The following is a 20,281-nucleotide window of genomic DNA, read 5'->3' on the forward strand; positions in this document are numbered from 1 at the left end:
AGTATGAATAACAGGAGAAAGCCATGCTCACGGTACACCACCTTAACCAGTCGCGCTCGCACCGCGCGATCTGGGCGCTGGAAGAACTCGGCCTGCCTTATGAGATCGTCCACTACCAGCGCGAAAAGAACATGCTGGCGCCGGAGGCTCTTAAAAAGGTGCATCCGTTGGGCAAATCGCCGGTCATCGAAGATAACGGACTGATTCTTGCGGAGTCTGGCGCCATTCTGGAATATCTGCAGGAAGCGTACGATGCCGAGTCTCGGCTTAAGCCTTTGGATCCCGCGCATAAGGTGCAATACCGCTTCTGGCTGCATTACGCCGAAGGATCGCTGATGCCGCTGCTGTTAATGAAGCTGGTCTTCAACAGCCTCGGCAAGCCGCCGGTGCCGTTTGGTATCAGAACCCTGGGCAAAGCGCTGGGGCAGGGGGTGCAGAAAGCGTATCTCAACCGTCAGCTGGAGACCCATGCGCGCTTTATTGAGTCACATCTTGCCGAAAACAGCTGGTTTGCCGGGGATTCGCTCAGCATGGCCGATATCCAGATGAGCTTTCCGATCTTTGCGCTGCTGGCGCGCGGCGGTATCGCTAATCTGCCGCATATTCAGGCATGGAAGGCAAAAGTTGAGAACACCCCAGGCTGGCAAAGAACCCTGGAACAAGGTGGACCGTTATCTATTCCCGGTGAGGACTGAAATGTAAACAAATTGCGCATAGACGATAACGTTTGCGCATCCTCTGTTTATTTCTTCAGCGTCATAAGTGAATTTTAGAGAAAAACGAGAAAGTTCAGTTGAAAAGGGCGGGGATTACGCTAGATAATCGTTTGCCTTAATTTGACCACCCGTTTGTAAGCGCGGAGCTAAACGTTTGCTTTTTTTGTGACGCCCTTTCGTCACAAACGCAACACAAGGATTTGACGTTCAGCTGGCAGTGGCGTCTCCACCTCGCTTACAAACTTCCTAAAAAACTCTCAGGGGATGTTTTCTATGTCTACGCCATCTGCGCGTACTGGCGGTTCACTTGACGCCATGTTTAAAATTTCGGCCCGCGGCAGCACCGTGCGCCAGGAAATTGTTGCCGGTTTGACAACGTTTCTGGCGATGGTTTATTCCGTCATCGTTGTGCCGGGCATGCTGGGCAAAGCAGGCTTCCCGCCAGCGGCCGTCTTTGTGGCGACCTGCCTCGTGGCCGGCGTGGGCTCCATCGTGATGGGCCTGTGGGCGAACCTGCCGTTGGCGATTGGTTGCGCCATCTCTCTGACCGCGTTTACCGCGTTCAGCCTGGTGCTGGGTCAGCACATCAGCGTACCGGTTGCGCTGGGTGCCGTGTTCCTGATGGGTGTGCTGTTTACCGTGATTTCGGCGACCGGCATCCGTAGCTGGATTTTGCGCAACCTGCCGCAGGGCGTGGCGCACGGTACCGGCATCGGTATCGGCCTGTTCCTGTTGCTGATCGCCGCCAACGGCGTCGGTCTGGTCATCAAGAACCCGCTGGACGGTCTGCCGGTGGCGCTGGGCCACTTCGCCAGCTTCCCGGTGATTATGTCGCTGATCGGCCTGGCGGTGATTATCGGTCTGGAAAAACTGAAAGTCCCGGGCGGCATTCTGCTGACCATTATCGGTGTATCCATCGTCGGCCTGATTTTCGATCCAACCGTACACTTCTCCGGTATCTTCGCCATGCCGTCGCTGAGCGATGACAAAGGCAACTCCCTGATTGGCAGCCTGGATATCGTTGGCGCGCTGAACCCGGTGATCCTGCCAAGCGTGCTGGCGCTGGTCATGACCGCCGTGTTTGACGCGACCGGTACCATTCGTGCGGTGGCCGGTCAGGCGAACCTGCTGGATAAAGACGGTCAGATTATTGACGGCGGCAAAGCGCTGACCACTGACTCCCTGAGCAGCGTCTTCTCTGGTCTGGTGGGCGCGGCGCCTGCGGCGGTGTACATCGAGTCCGCAGCGGGTACGGCGGCAGGCGGTAAAACCGGCCTGACGGCGATCACCGTCGGCGTGCTGTTCATGCTGATCCTGTTCCTCTCTCCGCTCTCCTATCTGGTTCCGGCGTATGCGACCGCGCCAGCGCTGATGTACGTTGGCCTGCTGATGCTGAGCAACGTGGCGAAAATCGACTTTGCGGATTTCGTGGACGCCATGTCTGGCCTGATCACCGCGGTCTTCATCGTCCTGACCTGTAACATCGTGACCGGCATTATGATTGGCTTCGCGTCGCTGGTGATTGGTCGTCTGGTTTCCGGTGAATGGCGCAAGCTGAATGTTGGCACCGTGATTATCGCCGTTGCGCTGGTGGCGTTCTACGCGGGCGGCTGGGCAATCTGAGTTGTCCTTTGATGCGAAAACGGGTGGCTCAGGCCGCCCGTTTTTATTTTCAGGACTCATCCTGTTGCCTTTTGCGTTACTCTGGGGAAGATAGAATAAAAGGCACGACGCCTTCCGGAGTAAATAAGCAACACAGCAAACAGGGAACGCATGGAAATCTTCTTCACAATACTCATCATGACCCTTGTGGTCTCGCTATCCGGGGTGGTTACACGCGTACTGCCCTTTCAGGTCCCCCTGCCATTAATGCAAATTGCCATCGGCGCGCTGCTGGCGTGGCCGACGTTTGGCCTGCACGTGGAATTTGACCCCGAACTGTTCCTCGTGCTGTTTATCCCGCCGCTGCTGTTTGCCGATGGCTGGAAAACGCCCACGCGCGAATTCCTTGAGCACGGGCGCGAGATCTTCGGCCTGGCGCTGGCGCTGGTGGTGGTCACCGTCGTCGGGATTGGTTTTCTGATCTACTGGGCGGTACCGGGTATTCCATTAATACCGGCTTTTGCGCTGGCCGCCGTGCTGTCGCCAACCGATGCCGTGGCGCTGTCCGGCATTGTGGGTGAAGGCCGTATTCCGAAGAAAATCATGGGGATTTTACAGGGTGAGGCGCTGATGAACGACGCCTCCGGCCTGGTTGCCCTGAAGTTTGCCGTGGCCGTTGCGATGGGCACGATGGTCTTTACCGTCGGCGGCGCGACGCTGGAATTCTTCAAGGTGGCGATTGGCGGTATTCTCGCAGGCTTCGTGGTGAGCTGGCTGTACGGCCGCTCATTGCGCTTCCTCAGCCGCTGGGGCGGCGATGAGCCCGCAACGCAGATCGTACTGCTGTTCCTGCTGCCGTTTGCCTCTTATCTGATTGCCGAACATATCGGCGTGTCGGGCATTCTGGCAGCGGTTGCGGCGGGGATGACCATTACCCGTTCCGGCGTAATGCGCCGCGCGCCGCTGGCCATGCGTCTGCGTGCCAACAGCACCTGGGCCATGCTGGAATTTGTCTTTAACGGCATGGTGTTCCTGCTGTTGGGCCTGCAGCTGCCGGGCATTATGGAATCCTCGCTGGTGGCGGCCGAAGCCGATCCGAACGTTGAGGTCTGGATGCTGTTTACCGACATCGTGCTGATCTACATGGCGCTGATGCTGGTGCGTTTCGGCTGGCTGTGGACGATGAAAAACTTCAGCGTACGTTTCCTGAAGAAAAAGCCGATGGAGTTTGGTTCGTGGACAACGCGTGAACTGCTGATCGCCTCTTTTGCGGGCGTACGCGGGGCGATCACCCTTGCCGGTGTACTCTCCATTCCGCTGCTGCTGCCCACGGGCGATGTCTTCCCGGCGCGCTACGAGCTGGTCTTCCTGGCGGCGGGCGTGATTCTGTTCTCCCTGTTTGTCGGCGTGATTATGCTGCCGATTTTACTCCAGCATATTGATGCCGGTGATTCGACCCAGCAGCATAAAGAGGAGCGTATTGCCCGGGCAGCCACCGCAGAAGTGGCAATTGTCGCGATTCAGAAGATGGAAGAGCGTCTGGCCGCGGATGCGGAAGAGAACATCGACAATCAGCTGCTGACGGAAGTCAGTTCCCGCGTGATTGGTAACCTGCGCCGCCGCGCGGACGGGCGTAACGATGTGGAAAGCTCGCTGCAGGAGGAAAACCTGGAGCGCCGGTTCCGCCTGGCGGCGCTGCGCTCAGAGCGCGCCGAGCTGTACCATCTACGCGCCACGCGGCAGATCAGCAACGAAACGCTGCAAAAGCTGCTGCACGATCTGGACCTGCTGGAAGCGCTGCTGATAGAGAATCAGTAGCGCTGTTTTTGCCCCTCACCCTAGCCCTCTCCCCACAGGGGAGAGGGAACCGATCGAGCCCAGGGGTTAGGGTGACCGCACCCAAAACCCCTCACAACACTGCAGCCACGCCTGCGCGCTCTGCGATAAATACACCCCTTCACGCCAGATCATCCCCAGCTGCCAGTGCAGGTCGCTCTCCAGCGGGATCCAGCGCAGCGTGTTTTTATCAAGCCGCTCGCAGATAGGCTGCGGCAGAATCGCAATCCCCACGCCGGCCTGCACCATTGCCGCCAGGAAATCCCACTGTCCGCTGCGCACCGCTATGCGCGGCTTGACGTTATGCTGGTTAAACAGCGTCATCAGCTGGCGGCTGAGAGCGAAGTCTTCGTTGTAGATCAGCAGAGGGTGCTCGCCGAGCAGTTCAGGTCTCACCGAGTCTAACTTCAGCCAGTCGCCGGAGCGGGGAACCAGCACGCACAGCGGGTGGCTAAAGAGCGGAAGCGTCGCCAGACCGCTCTCTTCCTCAACGGGAAGGGCGGTCATTGCCACGTCGAGCTCGCCGTTGGTGACGGCCTGCTGGACGGTTAACCCACCAAACTCCGAAATCTTCAGCTCAACGCCGGGATAACGCTGGCGAAACAGGCTAATCGGCCCGGCCATCATCATCCCCACCATTGGCGGAATGCCGAGGCGAAGGACACCTTTCTTCAGATGATTGATATCGCCCAGCTCTGCTTCCAGCTGGCGAAACTCCGCCAGAATCGCCAGCCCGCGTTCGAACACCACGCGTCCGGTGTCGGTCAGCAGCAGCTTGCGCCCGTCGCGGATCAGCAGGGTACAGTTCAGTTCATCTTCGAGGTTTTTCAGCATCTTGCTGATGGTGGGCTGGGTAACAAACAACTTCTCCGCTGCGCGGGTAAAACTTTGCTGACGAACCACTTCGACAAAATAGCGCAGCGTTCTTATGTCCATGATTATTCCTCGAAACTATACCTTTGATGATTTTAATTCATTTCAGTCCATACCGTGCGCTCTCTATACTGGCGCCTCGTCTCATTTTTGAGGAAAACCCCCATGGCCGTGGCGTTAAGCCGTGTTACGCCTGCCGTTGTGCAACGACTCCAGGTCCCGGTGCAGGTACTGCTCTACGCGGGACTGTTTGTTTTCGCGGAATATCTTGTCGGCTGGCTGCATCTGCCGCTGCCCGCCAATCTTGTCGGGATGCTGCTGATGCTGACGCTTATTCTGTGCCGCGTAATCCCCCTTAACTGGGTACGCGCCGGGGCGCGCTGGCTGCTGGCGGAGATGCTGCTGTTCTTTGTTCCGGCGGTGGTGGCGGTGGTGAACTATGCGCAGCTGCTGATGGTGGACGGCTGGCGAATCTTTGCGGTTATCGCGCTGAGTACGCTGATGGTGCTGGGGGCGACCGCCTGGGTGGTGGATAAAGTGTATCGCTTTGAAATCAGCAGGCACAAACATGACTAACTTTCAGATCAGCGTCTTGTGCCTGATTGCGACGCTGGCGATCTACTTCGCCAACAAGCGGCTCTATCGCCGCTTTCATGCCCTGCCGCTGATGCCGCTGGTCTTCACGCCGATCCTGCTGGTGCTGATGTTGGTCTTCGGCCACATCTCCTGGCAGAACTACATTGGCGAATCCCACTGGCTGCTGTGGCTGCTCGGCCCGGCGACCATCGCTTTTGCCGTCCCCGTTTACGACAACCTCGCCATTATCAAACGCCACTGGATGTCGCTCAGCGCGGGTGTAATCACCGCCACGGTGGTGGCGGTGTGTAGCTCCGTCTGGCTGGCGCGGCTGTTTACGCTGCCCGATGAAATTCAGCGCAGCCTGGCAGTGCGTTCGGTAACCACGCCGTTTGCGCTGGCGGCTGCTAAACCGCTCGGCGGGCAACCGGATCTGGTGGCGCTGTTTGTGGTGGTGACGGGCGTCTTTGGGATGGCCGTCGGGGATATGCTCTTTCTGCGGCTTTCTATCCGGGAAGGGATGGCGAAAGGCGCGGGGTTTGGCGCGGCATCGCATGGGGCGGGCACGGCACGTTCGTATGAGCTGGGGCAGCAGGAGGGCGTTGTCGCGAGCCTGGTGATGATGCTTTCGGGCGTGGTAATGGTGCTGATTGCGCCGCTGGTGGCGTGGGTGATGTTCTAAGCTCCCCGGCCAGAATGACCGGGGAGAAAGGCTTAGTGCGCGCGGCCCTGCTCGACGCCCAGGCCGGTTTGCGAGCGGATAAACTGGGCGCGGAATTTCTCACGCTCCAGGTTACCCTCCGGCGAATTGTCGGTGGCCGAGAAGAACCAGATGCCGATAAACGCCACGGCGATCGAGAACAGCGCCGGGTATTCATACGGGAAGATAGCGCTTGCGTGACCGAGGATCTGCACCCAGATGGTCGGGCCCAGAATCATCAGGATCACCGCCGTCAGCAGCCCCAGCCAGCCGCCAATCATCGCGCCACGGGTGGTCAGCTTCGACCAGTACATGGAGAGCAGGATGATCGGGAAGTTGCAGCTTGCCGCAATCGAGAAGGCCAGCCCCACCATAAAGGCGATGTTCTGCTTCTCAAACAGAATGCCTAACAGAATCGCCACGACGCCCAGCACCAGCACGGTGATTTTCGAGACCTTCAGCTCGTCGCGCTCGCTCGCGCCTTTGCGGAAGACGTTGGCGTAGAGGTCATGCGATACCGCAGACGCGCCTGCCAGCGTCAGCCCTGCAACCACCGCAAGAATGGTGGCGAAGGCCACGGCGGAGATAAAGCCGAGGAACAGGTTACCGCCCACCGCGTCCGCCAGGTGCACCGCCGCCATGTTGTTACCGCCAATCAGCGCGCCCGCCGCGTCTTTAAACGCCGGGTTCGCCCCCACCAGCATGATCGCGCCAAAGCCGATGATAAAGGTGAGGATATAGAAGTAACCCATGAAACCGGTGGCGTAAAAGACGCTCTTACGCGCTTCACGCGCATCGCTCACGGTGAAGAAACGCATCAGGATATGCGGCAGGCCCGCAGTACCGAACATCAGGCCGAGACCGAGCGAGAGCGCGGATATCGGGTCTTTCACCAGCCCGCCCGGGCTCATGATCGCTTCCCCTTTCGGGTGGACCGCCATCGCTTCGGTGAACAGGTTATTGAAGCTGAACCCGACGTGCTTCATCACCATAAAGGCCATAAAGCTGGCGCCGAACAGCAGCAATACCGCTTTGATGATCTGCACCCAGGTGGTTGCCAGCATGCCGCCGAACAGGACGTACATCACCATCAGCACGCCAACCAGCACCACCGCGACGTGGTAGTTCAGGCCGAACAGCAGTTCGATCAATTTACCCGCGCCCACCATCTGCGCAATCAGGTACAGCGCCACCACCACCAGCGAACCGCAGGCGGAGAGGGTGCGAATCGGACCCTGCTTCAGGCGATACGAGGCCACGTCTGCGAAGGTATAACGGCCCAGGTTGCGCAAGCGTTCGGCAATCAGGAACAGGATGATCGGCCAGCCGACGAGGAAGCCGAGGGAGTAGATCAGGCCGTCATAGCCGGAGGTGTAGACCAGCGCGGAGATCCCGAGGAACGAGGCGGCGGACATAAAGTCACCCGCGATCGCCAGCCCGTTCTGGAAGCCGGTAATGTTGCCGCCTGCGGTGTAGTAATCGTTACGGGAGCGCACGCGTTTCGACGCCCAGTAAGTGATATACAGCGTCAGCACCACAAAAATCAGGAACATCACAATCGCCTGCCAGTTGGTTGGCTGGCGCTGTACCTCGCCGGTAATCGCATCCGCCGCGTGGGCGGCAAAGGGAAGCGTGGCGGCGAGCGCCGTCAGAATTCTCTTCATGATGCTTTTACCTCTTGCAGTACCGCTTTATTAAGTCGATCGAATTCACCGTTCGCGCGCCAGACGTAAACGCCGGTCAGCACAAATGAAATCACAATTACGCCAATGCCAATGGGAATACCGCGCGTCACGCTGGTCCCCTCGTGCAGCGGGGTGCCCAGCCAGTGCGGCGCAAAGGCGATCAGCAGAATAAAGCCGACATAGATAATCAGCATGATGATGGAAAGGATGAAGGCAAACCGTTGCCGCTTATCGACGAGCTCCCTGTAGTGCGCACTATTCTCTATCTGCTGACAAATATCGTTATTCATCACAGAGTCTCCAAAGGTAAGGTAGGTTTGTTTTTAGTCCCCTCTCCCCTTTGGGGAGAGGGTTAGGGTGAGGGGAGGAAGGTGCGGTCTGATGCCCTCACCCCAGCCCTCTCCCACAGGGAGAGGTAGAAAACACTAGGAAGGCATCGCGATGGCCTGCTTCTCTTCGAGCAGTTTTTCCACCACGCCAGGATCCGCGAGCGTTGAGGTATCGCCGAGGTTGCTGGTGTCTCCAGCCGCGATTTTGCGCAAGATACGACGCATAATTTTGCCGGAACGGGTTTTCGGCAGCGAGTCGGTCCAGTGCAGCACGTCCGGCGTCGCCAGCGGGCCAATCTCTTTACGCACCCAGTTGCGTACCTCAGCGTAGAGCTCAGGCGACGGTTCTTCACCGTGGTTCAGGGTGACATAGGCGTAAATCGCCTGGCCTTTGATGTTGTGCGGAATGCCCACAACCGCCGCTTCGGCAATCTTCGGATGCGACACCAGCGCCGATTCAATCTCAGCGGTGCCCAGACGGTGGCCGGAGACGTTCAGCACGTCGTCCACGCGCCCGGTTATCCAGTAATAGCCATCTTCGTCACGACGCGCGCCGTCGCCGCTGAAGTACATGTTTTTAAAGGTCGAGAAGTAGGTCTGCTCGAAGCGATCGTGATCGCCGAACAGGGTACGCGCCTGACCAGGCCAGGAGTCAGTGATCACCAGGTTGCCTTCGGTGGCGCCTTCCAGCGGGTTGCCTTCGTTATCCACCAGCGCAGGCTGCACGCCGAAGAACGGACGGGTTGCGGAACCGGCCTTCAGCTGCGTGGCGCCCGGCATCGGGGTGATCATGAAGCCGCCGGTTTCGGTCTGCCACCAGGTGTCCATCACCGGGCATTTCTCGTTGCCGATTTTCTTCCAGTACCACTCCCAGGCTTCCGGGTTGATTGGCTCACCCACGGAACCGAGGATGCGCAATGAAGAGCGGTCAGTGCCTTCGATGGCTTTATCGCCTTCCGCCATTAATGCGCGGATCGCCGTTGGCGCAGTGTAGAGAATGTTGACCTGGTGTTTGTCGACCACCTCACACATACGCGCCGGGGTCGGCCAGTTTGGTACGCCCTCAAACATCAGCGTTGTTGCGCCACAGGCCAGCGGGCCGTACAGCAGGTAGCTGTGTCCGGTAACCCAGCCCACGTCGGCGGTACACCAGTAGATGTCGCCCGGATGGTAGTCGAAGACGTATTTGAAGGTGGTGGCCGCATAGACCAGATAGCCGCCGGTGGTGTGCAGTACGCCTTTCGGCTTACCGGTGGAGCCGGAGGTATAAAGAATGAATAGCGGATCTTCTGCGTTCATCTCTTCCGGTTGATGCTGGTCGCTCGCTTTCTCGATCAGGTCGCTCCACCACAGGTCGCGCCCCTCGTTCCAGTCGATTTTGCCGCCGGTACGCTTAAGGACGATGACGTTACTGACCGTTTTGACGTTCGGGTTTTTCAGCGCTTCGTCGACGTTTTTCTTCAGTGGGATACCGCGCCCGGCGCGCACGCCTTCATCGGCGGTGATCACCAGTTTTGAACTGGAATCGACAATACGGCCCGCAACCGCCTCTGGCGAGAACCCGCCGAAAATCACCGAGTGGATCGCACCGATACGCGCGCAGGCCAGCATGGCCACCGCCGCTTCCGGCACCATCGGCATATAGATAGCGACCACATCGCCTTTTTTAATGCCTTTTTCCAGCAGGACGTTGGCGAAGCGGCACACGTCGCGGTGCAGCTCTTTGTACGTAATATGTTTGCTTTGCGAGGCGTCATCGCCTTCCCAGATGATGGCTGTCTCATTCCCGCGCTCGGCGAGGTGACGATCGAGGCAGTTCGCCGCCAGGTTAAGGGTGCCATCTTCATACCATTTAATGGAGACATTGCCGGGCGCAAAGGAGGTGTTCTTCACCTTCTGATAAGGTTTGATCCAGTCAAGGATATGGCCCTGCTCACCCCAGAAGGTGTCCGGGGCGGTGATAGACTGCTGATATTTCTCGTGGTACTGCTCCGGGGTGATCAGGCAACGGTCCGCAATATTTGCGGGAATGTCGTGTTTATGTATTTGGCTCATGGCTTTTTTTCTCCTTGTAAGATGTTAATAATATGTCGCAAAAACGTTAATTGTAGGGGCTTTACAAGCTTTGTTTATTATTTGGGCTACAGATCACGCATTGTTTGAAGAGTATGAAAAATGAGCGAATGAAACTTTGAAGGAAAATAATTGATGCTAACGATTATTCACATTTATGTTTAAAAAAGCGTTTTTATAACAAAAGGTTATTTATCAGAATTAGAACAAACTCCCGTCATCGTCGCTTTTGTGAGTGAAACGCGTCGTTCTTTAAGGCTTGCGCAACAGGTCGCGCAAATGATACTCATACGCCGCGTTAAAAAATCCCATAAACCAACGCAACACAATTCATACCCTTTCAGTATGTCTCCCTGTTCATGCAGTTTGAATGAATAAGGCGCTTCATTGAGGAAGTCAGTTTCTATGAAAAACGTTAAAGTCAGCCTTGCCTGGCAGATCTTAATCGCCCTTGTGCTGGGCATCTTGCTGGGCAGTTACCTCCACTATCATAGCGACAGCCGCGAATGGCTGATTGCGAACCTGCTCTCTCCGGCAGGGGATATCTTTATTCATCTGATCAAGATGATTGTGGTACCGATTGTGATCTCGACGCTGGTGGTCGGTATTGCGGGCGTCGGCGATGCGAAGCAGTTAGGCCGTATTGGTGCGAAAACCATTATCTATTTCGAAGTGATCACTACGGTTGCGATTATCCTCGGTATCACGCTGGCGAACGTGTTCCAGCCGGGTTCCGGGATCGATATGTCGCAGCTGGCCACGGTGGATATTTCGAAATACCAAAGTACGACCGCTGACGTGCAGAGCCATGCGCATGGCCTGATGGGCACTATCCTGTCGCTGGTGCCGACCAACATCGTGGCGTCGATGGCGAAGGGCGAGATGCTGCCTATCATCTTCTTCTCGGTGCTGTTTGGTCTGGGGCTCTCTTCTCTGCCGGCGACGCACCGTGAGCCGCTGGTGACCGTGTTCCGCTCTATCTCCGAAACCATGTTTAAAGTGACCCACATGGTGATGCGTTACGCGCCGGTAGGGGTGTTTGCGCTCATCGCGGTCACCGTGGCGAATTTCGGTTTTGCCTCTCTCTGGCCGCTGGCGAAGCTGGTGCTCCTGGTTCACTTCGCCATTCTGTTCTTCGCGCTGGTGGTGCTGGGGGTCGTGGCGCGTCTGTGCGGGCTGAGCATCTGGATCCTGATTCGCATCCTGAAAGATGAGCTGATTCTGGCGTACTCCACGGCAAGTTCTGAGAGCGTGCTGCCGCGCATCATTGAGAAGATGGAAGCCTACGGCGCGCCAGCCTCTATTACCAGCTTCGTGGTACCGACCGGCTACTCCTTTAACCTGGACGGTTCGACGCTGTACCAGAGCATCGCCGCCATCTTTATTGCGCAGCTGTACGGCATTGACCTGTCGCTGTGGCAGGAGATCGTGCTGGTGCTGACGCTGATGGTGACGTCTAAAGGTATTGCAGGCGTTCCGGGCGTCTCCTTCGTGGTGCTGCTGGCAACGCTTGGCAGCGTCGGTATTCCGCTGGAAGGTCTGGCGTTTATCGCCGGTGTCGACCGTATCCTCGACATGGCGCGTACCGCGCTGAACGTGGTGGGGAATGCCCTGGCGGTGCTGGTTATCGCCAAGTGGGAACACAAATTCGATCGTAAAAAAGCGCTGGCGTATGAACGCGAGGTGCTGGGTCGTTTTGATAAGACGGCCGACCAGTAACATCCTAAGCCCGGTGGCGCTGCGCTTACCGGGCCTAGGAGTTTTGTAGGCCGGGTAAGGCGAAGCCGCCACCCGGCACTTTACTCTCCGCTCAGCGCATCAAACTCTTCGCATCCGGTATCAAAGCCTTCAGTGCAGCTCAGGTTCAACCAGTACAGCGCTTTCTGTTTATTGGGCGTGATAAAGCCTTTCTCACCCTGCCTGAACAACATCCCTGCCCAGTACTCGGAGTAGCCCGTGCGTGAAAGTGCCGAGCTCCGCTTGAACCACGAGGCGGCCTGCACGTCGTCCTGGGCCACTTCAACGCCGTTGGCATAAATCAGCCCCAGCAGCATTTGCGCATCTACCGCAGAGTCGTTGTCAATATCTTCGGCCGCCGTTTGCAGCAGTTTGATGGCCTGAGGATAGTCAGTTTTACCTGCCTGAGTGTTGACCAGCACGCGCGCCAGCATGATCGCGCCGCGTTTGCTGCCTGCGATGGTTGCCTGCTGCGCCAGTGCCTTAGCTTGCGCATAATTTCCCTGGGTAAAGAGGATTTGCGAGAGCAGTCCCATGGCGTCGACGTCGCCACCTTTAGCGGCTTTCTCGGCCCACAGCGCGGCCTGCTTGCTGTCACCGGAGCTAAAGTATGTATCGGCCAAATAATACTGGGCACGGGCGTCACCCGCTTCAGCCTGTTCTTTGTACTGGCTGCCAATCTCGTCGGCACGGACAAGCGATGTAAAAAGTAACAACAACAGAAAAATATGTTTCATGGGTTCTTATCATCGGGGTACACGCCGCGCAGTATAATCGCGGCGACAGAAGAAAAAAATGGGTGCATTAAGACCTCAGCATCCTGCAAGCCGGGCGGAACAGTGGTTCCGCCCGTAGAGGTTAGCCTGCGTTACAGGCTAATTTAGCCGCCACCTCCTGATGTTTACCCTTTATTGAAAACTCGCATAACTTACCTCGAGTAATAAAGGTAAAGATCACTATCGTCAGGCAAATAATAAAGACGATGCCTAACGCAGTTTTTAATGGCGTCATGCCTTTTACTCCTTGTCAAAAAAAGAATAAGAGGCTACTCTCAACTTGTTCGGAGTTGAGGGAGTAGCCTCGGGTAAATGAAAATTTCCCGGGGCTTTCTACTTTCTGTCCCTCAACAATGCTCAAGACAGAAAGTCTTAAGCACCCGCCGCACATCTTATCCCTCTGAATTAAAATGAAAAGATGTAATTCTTTTTCGCGAAAATTACATTATTTCTGCGAGCCGCTTTCCAGACTAATAATTGATTTATTTGATGAGTTAATCAGAAATAAAAAGGGAGTGAATATCTCACTCCCTTTTTTCACTGATGAATTAACGGCTTCAACCCATTGCGCTTTCGCGCAGTCGGGCTTTCAGCTTGTTATATTCGTCGATGACGTACTGTTCCGCTGCGTGCTGATCCGCAATCGGCTCCACGCGTACGGCGCAGTATTTATACTCCGGCGTTTTGGTTATCGGGCTTAAGTTCTCCGTGACCAGCTCGTTACAGGCGCCAATCCACCACTGGTAGGTCATATAGACCGCCCCTTTGTTCGGACGATCGCTGACCTGCGCACGGGTAATGATCCGGCCTTTGCGCGAGTTCACCCACACCAGCGCTTCATCCTCAATGCCGAGGCGCGCTGCGTCGGCGGTGTTGATTTGCGCGTAGCCCGGTTCGTCCGCCAGCGCCGCCAGCGCGGCGCAGTTACCCGTCATCGAACGACAGGAGTAGTGGCCCACTTCACGCACGGTGGAGAGCACCATCGGATACTCGTCAGTGAGTTTATCGATCGGCGCGACCCAGTCGCAGGTGAAGAACTGCGCCAGCCCGTTCGGGGTGTCGAACTTCTCTTTAAAGAGGTATGACGTCCCCTGGTCGGCTTCTGACTCATCGCGACATGGCCACTGGATGTACCCCAGCTCACCCATTTTTTCATAGGTTGCCCCGTAGAAGTCCGGACACAGATTGCGCAATTCGTCCCAGATCTCCTGAGTGTTGTTGTAGTGCATCGGGTAGCCCATGCGGGTGGCGATTTCGCTGATGATCTGCCAGTCCGTTTTCAGATCCCACTTCGGCTCGACCGCCTTAAAGAAGCGCTGGAAGCCGCGGTCCGCCGCCGTGTAGACGCCTTCATGCTCGCCCCAGGAGGTCGACGGTAAAATCACATCCGCCGCCGCCGCGGTTTTGGTCATGAAGATATCCTGGACAATCACCAGCTCCAGATCCTCAAACCCTTTGCGCACCGCAGACAGCTCGGCGTCGGTCTGGAGCGGATCTTCACCCATGATGTAGGCCGCACGCACCTCGCCGTGCGCCGCGCGGTGCGGCAGCTCGCTGATGCGATACCCGGTGTGTTCCGGCAGGCTTTCCACGCCCCAGGCCTTCGCGAATTTCTCGCGGTTTTCCGGGAACTTCACGTACTGGTAGCCCGGATAGGTATCCGGCAGCGCGCCCATATCGCAGGCACCCTGAACGTTATTCTGACCACGCACCGGGTTAACGCCGACGTGCGCTTTACCCAGATTGCCGGTCAGCATCGCGAGGCTGGTCAGGGAACGCACGGTTTCCACGCCCTGGTAGAACTGGGTCACGCCCATGCCCCACAGAATGGCGGCGGTTTTCGCCCCGGCATACATCCTGGCCGCCTGACGAATCTCCTGCGCGCTGACGCCGGTGATCGCTTCGACGGATTCAGGCGTATAGCCTTCGACTATTTTCTTATACTCTTCAAAGCCTTCCGTACGGGTGGCGACAAACGCCTGGTCGTACAGGTTCTCCTCAATAATGACGTGCCCCATTGCGTTCAACAGCGCGATGTTCGAGCCGTTTTTCAACGCGATGTGCATGTCCGCAATGCGCGCGGTTTCAATTTTGCGCGGATCGCAGACGATGATTTTCGCCCCGTTCTGCTTAGCGCGAATAACGTGGTTCGCGACGATAGGATGAGAATCCGCCGGGTTATAACCAAAGATGAAGACGAGATCGGTGTTATCTATCTCGTTGATGGCATTACTCATTGCGCCGTTACCGACCGACTGGTGCAGACCTGCAACCGATGGGCCGTGTCAGACGCGAGCGCAGCAGTCGACGTTATTGGTTCCAATAACGGCGCGCGCGAATTTTTGCATCACATAGTTGGTTTCATTCCCCGTCCCGCGTGAAGAGCCGGTGGTCTGAATCGCATCCGGGCCATACTTGGCCTTGATGGCGCTCAGACGCGTGGCGACGTAATCCAGCGCCTCGCTCCAGGAGACGGCTTCCAGCTTGCCGCCGCGCTCGCGGCGGATCATAGGGGTTTTCAGGCGCGGGGTGAGGATTTGGGTATCGTTAATAAAATCCCAGCCGTAGTAACCTTTCAGGCATAGCGTGCCCTGGTTGGTTTTCCCCTGTGCGGCCTCCGCCCGGACGATTTTGCCGTTATCGACCACCAGGTGGATCTTGCAACCTGAGGCACAATAAGGGCAAACCGTGACGACTTTTTTCATCAGTCTGCTCCAGTTAATCGAATCATTCGCACCCACTATGCAGCTTCTATGCCATGTTTTTTGTATGGGTACACCTTGACTTTACGGTCCCTTCGCGGTGAAAACCCTGACAAAAAGCAGCCAATCGTCAAAATTGACGTGTCGACAGGGCAGCGGATGTGACGTGGGTTGAATTTCCGTCACTGAAAAAACCATTTGACTGGAGCCGACGGCAGAATGGTTCAGACTTAACATAATCCCCTGACGGAAGCATACGATGAAACCGGCGATCCTGGTGGTTGATGATGATACGGCAGTCTGCGAACTGCTTCAGGACGTGCTGAGCGAGCACGTCTTTAGCGTGCTTGTCTGCCATAACGGCCAGGATGCACTGCGGCAGGTACAGCAGGAGCCAAATATCGCGCTGGTGCTGCTGGATATGATGCTGCCTGATATCAATGGCTTACAGGTTTTGCTGCAGTTGCAAAAGCAGCGCCCGGCGCTACCGGTGATCATGTTAACCGGGCTGGGCAGTGAGTCAGACGTGGTGGTGGGGCTGGAGATGGGGGCCGATGATTATATTGGCAAACCGTTCAATCCGCGCGTGGTGGTCGCCCGCGTGAAAGCGGTGCTGCGCCGTACGGGCGTGCTGGCGGCAGAAGCCCCCGCAGCGCCGGTCGCGGGCATTGCTTTTAACGGGTGGACGCTCGATACCACCCGCTGTGAGCTGAGCGATCCGCAGCGCAATCCCGTCCCCTTAACCCAGGGCGAGTACGGCCTGCTGCTGGCGCTCACGCAAAATGCCCGTCGGGTGCTGAGCCGAGACAGGCTGCTTGAGCTGACCCACAGCGAAAGCGCCGACGTGTTCGATCGCACGATTGACGTGCTGATCATGCGCCTGCGCCGGAAAATAGAGGCTAACCCGCATCAGCCTGCGCTCATCAAAACGATCCGCGGGCTGGGTTACGTGTTTGCTACCGATGTGAGCCGGCCCGAGCAGGCGGCATAAGGCTTACGTTATCGCCGGAACAATGATGGCGGCAAAAATTGCGACGATGCACAGATACTTGAGGGCGTAATAGGCTTTACGGTTCCTTTTTTTCAGACGCTGTCCTCGTTCGCGGGCCGCATGAACGTATTTAAAAATGCGGTTAATGCCGCCGGTGCTGTCATTCTCGTCATTCGGTGAGCTGGCTGCGGACATCAGTGTGGTTCCCACCCAATGGTTAACCGCCTGCGCCCAGCGCCATTTCATCGGACGTTCAATATCACAGAAAAGAATAATGCGCGTTTGATCCGATTTATTCTCTGCCCAGTGGACGTAGGTCTCATCAAAAATAACGGCTTCACCATCCCGCCAGCTGTGGCGCTGCCCGTCGACTTCAATAAAGCAGCGGTCGTCATTCGGTGTGAATAAGCCCAGATGGTAACGAACCGAGCCCGCATACGGATCCCGGTGCTTGCCAAGCTTTGCACCCGCCGGCAGCTCGGCAAACATGGCCGCCTTCACCGAGGGGATTTCACTCACCAGCCGGGTCGTCACCGGGCATAAAGACTGCGCAGAGGGGTGGGCATCGGCATACCATTTCAGATAAAAACGTTTCCAGCCGCGTTTAAAAAAAGTGTTAAAGCCAGCGTCGTTATTATTTTGCGCCGCCTTAATATGATGCTGTAAACGCAGGGCCTCTTCGCGAATAACCAGCCAGTTTTCCGTCAGCTTATTTAATTCCGGGAAGCGTTCTGTTTCAAAGAATGGCTGCCTGGCGGGCAGGGAAGAAAACGCCGTCATAAACATATTGATGGGCGCCATGAACGTCGAATGGTCAAAGAGCTGACGAGAAAGCGTCTGTTTTTCTTTGCCGCGTGAATGCGCATAAATAACGCTGATAATGAAAATACCGATGATGATGGCTGCGAACATTTTTCCCTTGTCCTCTTTCTATCTCATTTCGGAAAAGCGTGCGGACAGAGTGCTGCCCACGCCGAATATGCCAGATGGAGAGAGTGTAGTTCGGAGATATAAAATTCATAGAACTGTAATGAAAAATCGCAATTTTTGTTAAATTAAGTGCTCTCGCGAATAAACGCCTGCAGCTCGGCCAGCGTTTTCGCGCCGTCAATTGCGTTGGCGGCCAGCAGGCTTGCTCGCGCGCAGGCGTGTGCCAGATAAATGCTCTCCGTGAGCGGGAGCGATTCGTGGCAGCCGTATAAAAACCCCGCGCAAAACGCATCGCCCGCGCCGACGCTGCCGACAATGTCTTTCTGCTCCAGCAACCATGATGGGATCCAGCGGCCTTGCTCACCCGGCGCTTCACCCCATGCGCCTTCCGGACAGTGGATCACCACCCGCTGACGCACGCCTGCCGCCAGCAGCTGCGTCGCGGCATCGGCGATATGGGCGATATTCAGCGCATCGTCGCCGTCGCGCATCTCAAGCCCGCTAAACTCCCCGGCTTCCAGCTCGTTAATCACCAGATAATCCAGATGGCGCAGGGCAGGGAGCACCAGCGGCTGATAGCGCGGGTCGCCCTTGCGGGACACCAGATCGAGCGACGTTTCATACCCCTGGTCGCGCATCTGCGCCAGCAGGCGCGCGCTGCGGGTGCCGAACTCGTCATCGGGCATATCCAGGCTGTCGAGCAGCAGCAGGTAGCCGAGATGGAAGATCTTCATCGATCCGTCTAAGCGATCGAAGGCGGGAAGATCCAGCAGGCGGTTGGCGCCCGGCGAGTGGAAGAAGGTGCGCTGTCCGCTGGGATCGGTCATGACCTGCGACATGGAGGTCGGGGCAAAGGTGGTGCGCTGCACGCGCTGGCGGTTGACGTGGTACTGGTCGAGCATCGCCAGAATGTAGTCCCCGTCGGCATCTTCACCAATCAGCCCCACTGCCTGCAGCGGCAGGCCAACGTGCATTTTTGCCAGCGTCAGCAGCACGTTGAGCGGCGCGCCGCCGGTTGAGCGTTCGCTGTGGGTGATTTCCGCCAGCCAGCCGCGCTCCGGCCACTGCACGATCTGGTGGACGTGATCCACCAGCATGTTGCCTGCGGCGATGATGCCTTTGCGTTCCATTATGCCTGCCCCGCGCTGCCGAAGATGCGCATCTGTTCGGCGACCGTATCGGTAATCGCCTCTTCTATCCCCAGCAGCAGCTCGGCAAACTCATCGTACAGCGGCTGGCGGTTCGCCATGCGCTGCTCCACGGCGGCGAGTGCGGCCTGCGACATGCCGGTATAGAAGTTTATTTTATGAATGCCCAGCTCGATGGCGCGGCGGAAGTCGGCATCGCTAATCCCGGAGCCGCCGTGTAAAACCAGCGGCAGCCCCGTCTGCTGGCGAATGGCGTCCAGGCGTGGAAAATCGAGTTTCGGCTCGCCCTTGTATTTGCCGTGCGCGTTGCCGATGGCAACCGCCAGCGCGTCAATGCCGGTTGAATCGACAAATTCGCGCGCCAGCTGCGGGTCGGTAAAGAACGCTTCATCCGCATGCCCGTACAGCGCGCCGCCTTCATCGCCACCGACCGCGCCCAGCTCCGCTTCCACCGACACGCCGACCGCGTGGCACATCTTCACTACCTCCCGCGTCTGGCGAATGTTCTCCTCATAGATTAGCGTAGAGCCGTCAAACATCACCGAGCTGAACCCTAAGCGCAGGGCGCGCACCACCGCCTCGAAATGCAGGCCGTGGTCGAGGTTGAGCACCACGGGAATATCGTGACGGGCGGCCTCGAACTTCACCGCTTCGACAAGCGAATCCAGAGACACATACTTAAAGTGTACTTCGGCGATGTTGATGATAAACGGCGAGCGTTCCTGCTTCGCGGCGGCGAACAGCGCGCGCAGGAAGTGGGAGTCGAGCACGTTAAACGCGCCCAGCGCGTAGCGATGCGCTCTGGCGTGCTCCAGACCGTCGGCAAGAGAGATCAATGGCATCATTTACTCCTTATATCCGAAACAGGTTGTACTCGTTGCACAGCACCAGCAGCGCCGGTTCGTCTTCTTCGATGTTGTTATAGCGGGCAATGGGCTGCAAAAAGTGGTTGTCGTGCTCGTCGTCGTTTACCGATGACACCTCCCCAACCAGCACGTCGCCGAAGCCGCGTTCGCCCCAGAAGCTGTGGTACAGACCGGGTGTTAGACAGATGCTTTCCCCTGGCATGAGGCGCAGCTGGCTGCCGGGCGCGTGGGTCTGACGACAGCCGTCGACGGTGACCGTCACGTCGGTGTTTTCCGTCTCTTCATGCGCCCCGGCATTCCATAACTCAATAATCAGATTCCCGCCGCCCCGGTTGATGATGTCTTCCCGCTTGCGCCAGTGAAAATGCATTGGCGTCACCTGGCCGTCACGCACGTGCATAATTTTTTCGGCATAGCACTTTTCATATGGCACGCCGTTGGGCGAGCCGTTGCGCAGGGTAAACAGCGTCAGGCCCTCAGCGGCAAAGCTGTTGCCGCCGAACGCCGTCACGTCCCAGCCGAGCTTGAGGTCGAACACTTCCTGCCAGGCGGCCTGGTCAAGCTGCTGCCATTTTGTGGGCGGGAAGCTGGCAAACGGCGGGAGATGCACGTCGTGCATGGAAAAGAACTGTCGCGTGTGGCCGAGAATTTCATTGATGTCGGAGCGTTTCATGGGGACTCCTGGCTTTTATTGCAAAACCTTAGCACTCACCCGGCCCTCTCCCTTGAGGGAGAGGGGGA

The 20,281-nt window shown here is 57.3% G+C and carries 18 protein-coding genes; 7 read left to right on the forward strand and 11 right to left on the reverse strand.

All coding sequences use genetic code 11. The features are described 5' to 3' along the window. Nucleotides 1-23: 23 nt before the first annotated feature. The 3 genes from SPG90_RS19960 (at nt 24) to SPG90_RS19970 (ending at nt 4,136) form a co-directional block, all read left to right on the forward strand. On the forward strand, nt 24-695 hold the full coding sequence (locus SPG90_RS19960; protein ID WP_047173678.1) for a glutathione S-transferase family protein: 672 nt from the start codon (nt 24-26) through the stop codon (nt 693-695). Nucleotides 696-989: 294 nt separating this feature from the next. Then, nucleotides 990-2,339, forward strand: coding sequence for a guanine/hypoxanthine transporter GhxP (gene ghxP / locus SPG90_RS19965; protein WP_023310059.1), 1,350 nt, complete (start codon nt 990-992; stop codon nt 2,337-2,339). Between the two features lie 150 nt (nt 2,340-2,489). Continuing rightward, nucleotides 2,490-4,136, forward strand: coding sequence for a Na+/H+ antiporter (locus SPG90_RS19970; RefSeq protein WP_023310060.1), 1,647 nt, complete (start codon nt 2,490-2,492; stop codon nt 4,134-4,136). 66 nt (nt 4,137-4,202) lie between these two features. On the opposite strand, the gene SPG90_RS19975 is transcribed toward SPG90_RS19970, so the two are convergent. Next, entirely contained in the window at nt 4,203-5,090 is an 888-nt protein-coding gene (locus SPG90_RS19975) for a LysR family transcriptional regulator (RefSeq protein WP_045402475.1), read from the reverse strand. Nucleotides 5,091-5,192: 102 nt separating this feature from the next. Here SPG90_RS19975 and SPG90_RS19980 point away from each other — a divergent pair, with 102 nt between their 5' ends. After that, on the forward strand, nt 5,193-5,603 hold the full coding sequence (locus SPG90_RS19980; RefSeq protein WP_021242769.1) for a CidA/LrgA family protein: 411 nt from the start codon (nt 5,193-5,195) through the stop codon (nt 5,601-5,603). Further along, a complete protein-coding gene (locus SPG90_RS19985) occupies nt 5,596-6,285 on the forward strand; it encodes an LrgB family protein (RefSeq protein ID WP_023310063.1) in 690 nt (229 codons plus the stop codon). Before SPG90_RS19980 ends, SPG90_RS19985 begins: the two co-directional genes overlap by 8 nt. 32 nt (nt 6,286-6,317) lie before the next feature. On the opposite strand, the gene actP is transcribed toward SPG90_RS19985, so the two are convergent. The 3 genes from actP to acs form a co-directional block, all read right to left on the reverse strand. Beyond that, nucleotides 6,318-7,967, reverse strand: coding sequence for a cation/acetate symporter ActP (actP, locus tag SPG90_RS19990; protein WP_023310064.1), 1,650 nt, complete (start codon nt 7,965-7,967; stop codon nt 6,318-6,320). Next, on the reverse strand, nt 7,964-8,278 hold the full coding sequence (locus SPG90_RS19995) for a DUF485 domain-containing protein (RefSeq protein ID WP_028017918.1): 315 nt from the start codon (nt 8,276-8,278) through the stop codon (nt 7,964-7,966). Before SPG90_RS19995 ends, actP begins: the two co-directional genes overlap by 4 nt. A gap of 135 nt (nt 8,279-8,413) precedes the next feature. Beyond that, a complete protein-coding gene (gene acs / locus SPG90_RS20000; protein ID WP_126304293.1) occupies nt 8,414-10,372 on the reverse strand; it encodes an acetate--CoA ligase in 1,959 nt (652 codons plus the stop codon). Between the two features lie 423 nt (nt 10,373-10,795). Between acs and gltP the strand changes: the two genes are divergently transcribed. Next, on the forward strand, nt 10,796-12,109 hold the full coding sequence (gene gltP / locus SPG90_RS20005) for a glutamate/aspartate:proton symporter GltP (protein ID WP_045355265.1): 1,314 nt from the start codon (nt 10,796-10,798) through the stop codon (nt 12,107-12,109). 80 nt (nt 12,110-12,189) lie between these two features. On the opposite strand, the gene SPG90_RS20010 is transcribed toward gltP, so the two are convergent. The 3 genes from SPG90_RS20010 to fdhF all read right to left on the reverse strand — a co-directional run bounded on the left by SPG90_RS20010 (nt 12,190) and on the right by fdhF (nt 15,608). After that, nucleotides 12,190-12,864 (reverse strand): tetratricopeptide repeat protein, encoded by a 675-nt coding sequence (locus SPG90_RS20010; RefSeq protein ID WP_023310068.1) that lies wholly within the window; start codon nt 12,862-12,864, stop codon nt 12,190-12,192. A gap of 121 nt (nt 12,865-12,985) precedes the next feature. Then, the gene (locus SPG90_RS20015; RefSeq protein ID WP_047173681.1) at nt 12,986-13,138 is read right to left on the reverse strand and encodes a Hok/Gef family protein; all 153 of its coding nucleotides are present in this window, start codon (nt 13,136-13,138) and stop codon (nt 12,986-12,988) included. Nucleotides 13,139-13,460: 322 nt separating this feature from the next. Then, nucleotides 13,461-15,608, reverse strand: coding sequence for a formate dehydrogenase subunit alpha (fdhF, locus tag SPG90_RS20020; protein ID WP_134866898.1), 2,148 nt, complete (start codon nt 15,606-15,608; stop codon nt 13,461-13,463). Between the two features lie 256 nt (nt 15,609-15,864). Here fdhF and SPG90_RS20025 point away from each other — a divergent pair, with 256 nt between their 5' ends. Then, nucleotides 15,865-16,596 (forward strand): response regulator, encoded by a 732-nt coding sequence (locus SPG90_RS20025; protein ID WP_126304297.1) that lies wholly within the window; start codon nt 15,865-15,867, stop codon nt 16,594-16,596. A 3-nt stretch (nt 16,597-16,599) separates the two neighbouring features. Here SPG90_RS20025 and lpxO read toward each other — a convergent pair whose 3' ends face one another. The 4 genes from lpxO to SPG90_RS20045 all read right to left on the reverse strand — a co-directional run bounded on the left by lpxO (nt 16,600) and on the right by SPG90_RS20045 (nt 20,213). Further along, nucleotides 16,600-17,508 (reverse strand): lipid A hydroxylase LpxO, encoded by a 909-nt coding sequence (lpxO, locus tag SPG90_RS20030; protein ID WP_023310073.1) that lies wholly within the window; start codon nt 17,506-17,508, stop codon nt 16,600-16,602. Nucleotides 17,509-17,651: 143 nt separating this feature from the next. After that, on the reverse strand, nt 17,652-18,656 hold the full coding sequence (locus SPG90_RS20035) for a carbohydrate kinase family protein (RefSeq protein ID WP_023310074.1): 1,005 nt from the start codon (nt 18,654-18,656) through the stop codon (nt 17,652-17,654). After that, complete coding sequence (locus tag SPG90_RS20040) at nt 18,656-19,516, reverse strand: ketose 1,6-bisphosphate aldolase (RefSeq protein WP_322408289.1); 861 nt, start codon at nt 19,514-19,516, stop codon at nt 18,656-18,658. Before SPG90_RS20040 ends, SPG90_RS20035 begins: the two co-directional genes overlap by 1 nt. A 10-nt stretch (nt 19,517-19,526) precedes the next feature. Next, nucleotides 19,527-20,213 (reverse strand): D-lyxose/D-mannose family sugar isomerase, encoded by a 687-nt coding sequence (locus tag SPG90_RS20045; RefSeq protein WP_045402457.1) that lies wholly within the window; start codon nt 20,211-20,213, stop codon nt 19,527-19,529. Nucleotides 20,214-20,281: the final 68 nt, after the last annotated feature.

The sequence above is a fragment of the Enterobacter sp. D2 genome, from assembly GCF_034427575.1.
GTDB lineage: Bacteria > Pseudomonadota > Gammaproteobacteria > Enterobacterales > Enterobacteriaceae > Enterobacter > Enterobacter cloacae_M.

Coding starts and splice junctions, on each gene's coding strand:
- lpxO (WP_023310073.1), bottom strand. CDS start 17,508: ATGTTCGCAGCCATCATCATCGGTATTTTCATTATCAGCGTTATTTAT.
- SPG90_RS19980 (WP_021242769.1), top strand. CDS start 5,193: ATGGCCGTGGCGTTAAGCCGTGTTACGCCTGCCGTTGTGCAACGACTC.
- actP (WP_023310064.1), bottom strand. CDS start 7,967: ATGAAGAGAATTCTGACGGCGCTCGCCGCCACGCTTCCCTTTGCCGCC.
- SPG90_RS20015 (WP_047173681.1), bottom strand. CDS start 13,138: ATGACGCCATTAAAAACTGCGTTAGGCATCGTCTTTATTATTTGCCTG.
- acs (WP_126304293.1), bottom strand. CDS start 10,372: ATGAGCCAAATACATAAACACGACATTCCCGCAAATATTGCGGACCGT.
- SPG90_RS19995 (WP_028017918.1), bottom strand. CDS start 8,278: ATGAATAACGATATTTGTCAGCAGATAGAGAATAGTGCGCACTACAGG.
- SPG90_RS19960 (WP_047173678.1), top strand. CDS start 24: ATGCTCACGGTACACCACCTTAACCAGTCGCGCTCGCACCGCGCGATC.
- SPG90_RS20025 (WP_126304297.1), top strand. CDS start 15,865: ATGAAACCGGCGATCCTGGTGGTTGATGATGATACGGCAGTCTGCGAA.
- SPG90_RS20045 (WP_045402457.1), bottom strand. CDS start 20,213: ATGAAACGCTCCGACATCAATGAAATTCTCGGCCACACGCGACAGTTC.
- SPG90_RS20010 (WP_023310068.1), bottom strand. CDS start 12,864: ATGAAACATATTTTTCTGTTGTTGTTACTTTTTACATCGCTTGTCCGT.
- gltP (WP_045355265.1), top strand. CDS start 10,796: ATGAAAAACGTTAAAGTCAGCCTTGCCTGGCAGATCTTAATCGCCCTT.
- SPG90_RS19970 (WP_023310060.1), top strand. CDS start 2,490: ATGGAAATCTTCTTCACAATACTCATCATGACCCTTGTGGTCTCGCTA.
- SPG90_RS19985 (WP_023310063.1), top strand. CDS start 5,596: ATGACTAACTTTCAGATCAGCGTCTTGTGCCTGATTGCGACGCTGGCG.
- SPG90_RS20035 (WP_023310074.1), bottom strand. CDS start 18,656: ATGGAACGCAAAGGCATCATCGCCGCAGGCAACATGCTGGTGGATCAC.
- ghxP (WP_023310059.1), top strand. CDS start 990: ATGTCTACGCCATCTGCGCGTACTGGCGGTTCACTTGACGCCATGTTT.
- SPG90_RS20040 (WP_322408289.1), bottom strand. CDS start 19,516: ATGCCATTGATCTCTCTTGCCGACGGTCTGGAGCACGCCAGAGCGCAT.
- SPG90_RS19975 (WP_045402475.1), bottom strand. CDS start 5,090: ATGGACATAAGAACGCTGCGCTATTTTGTCGAAGTGGTTCGTCAGCAA.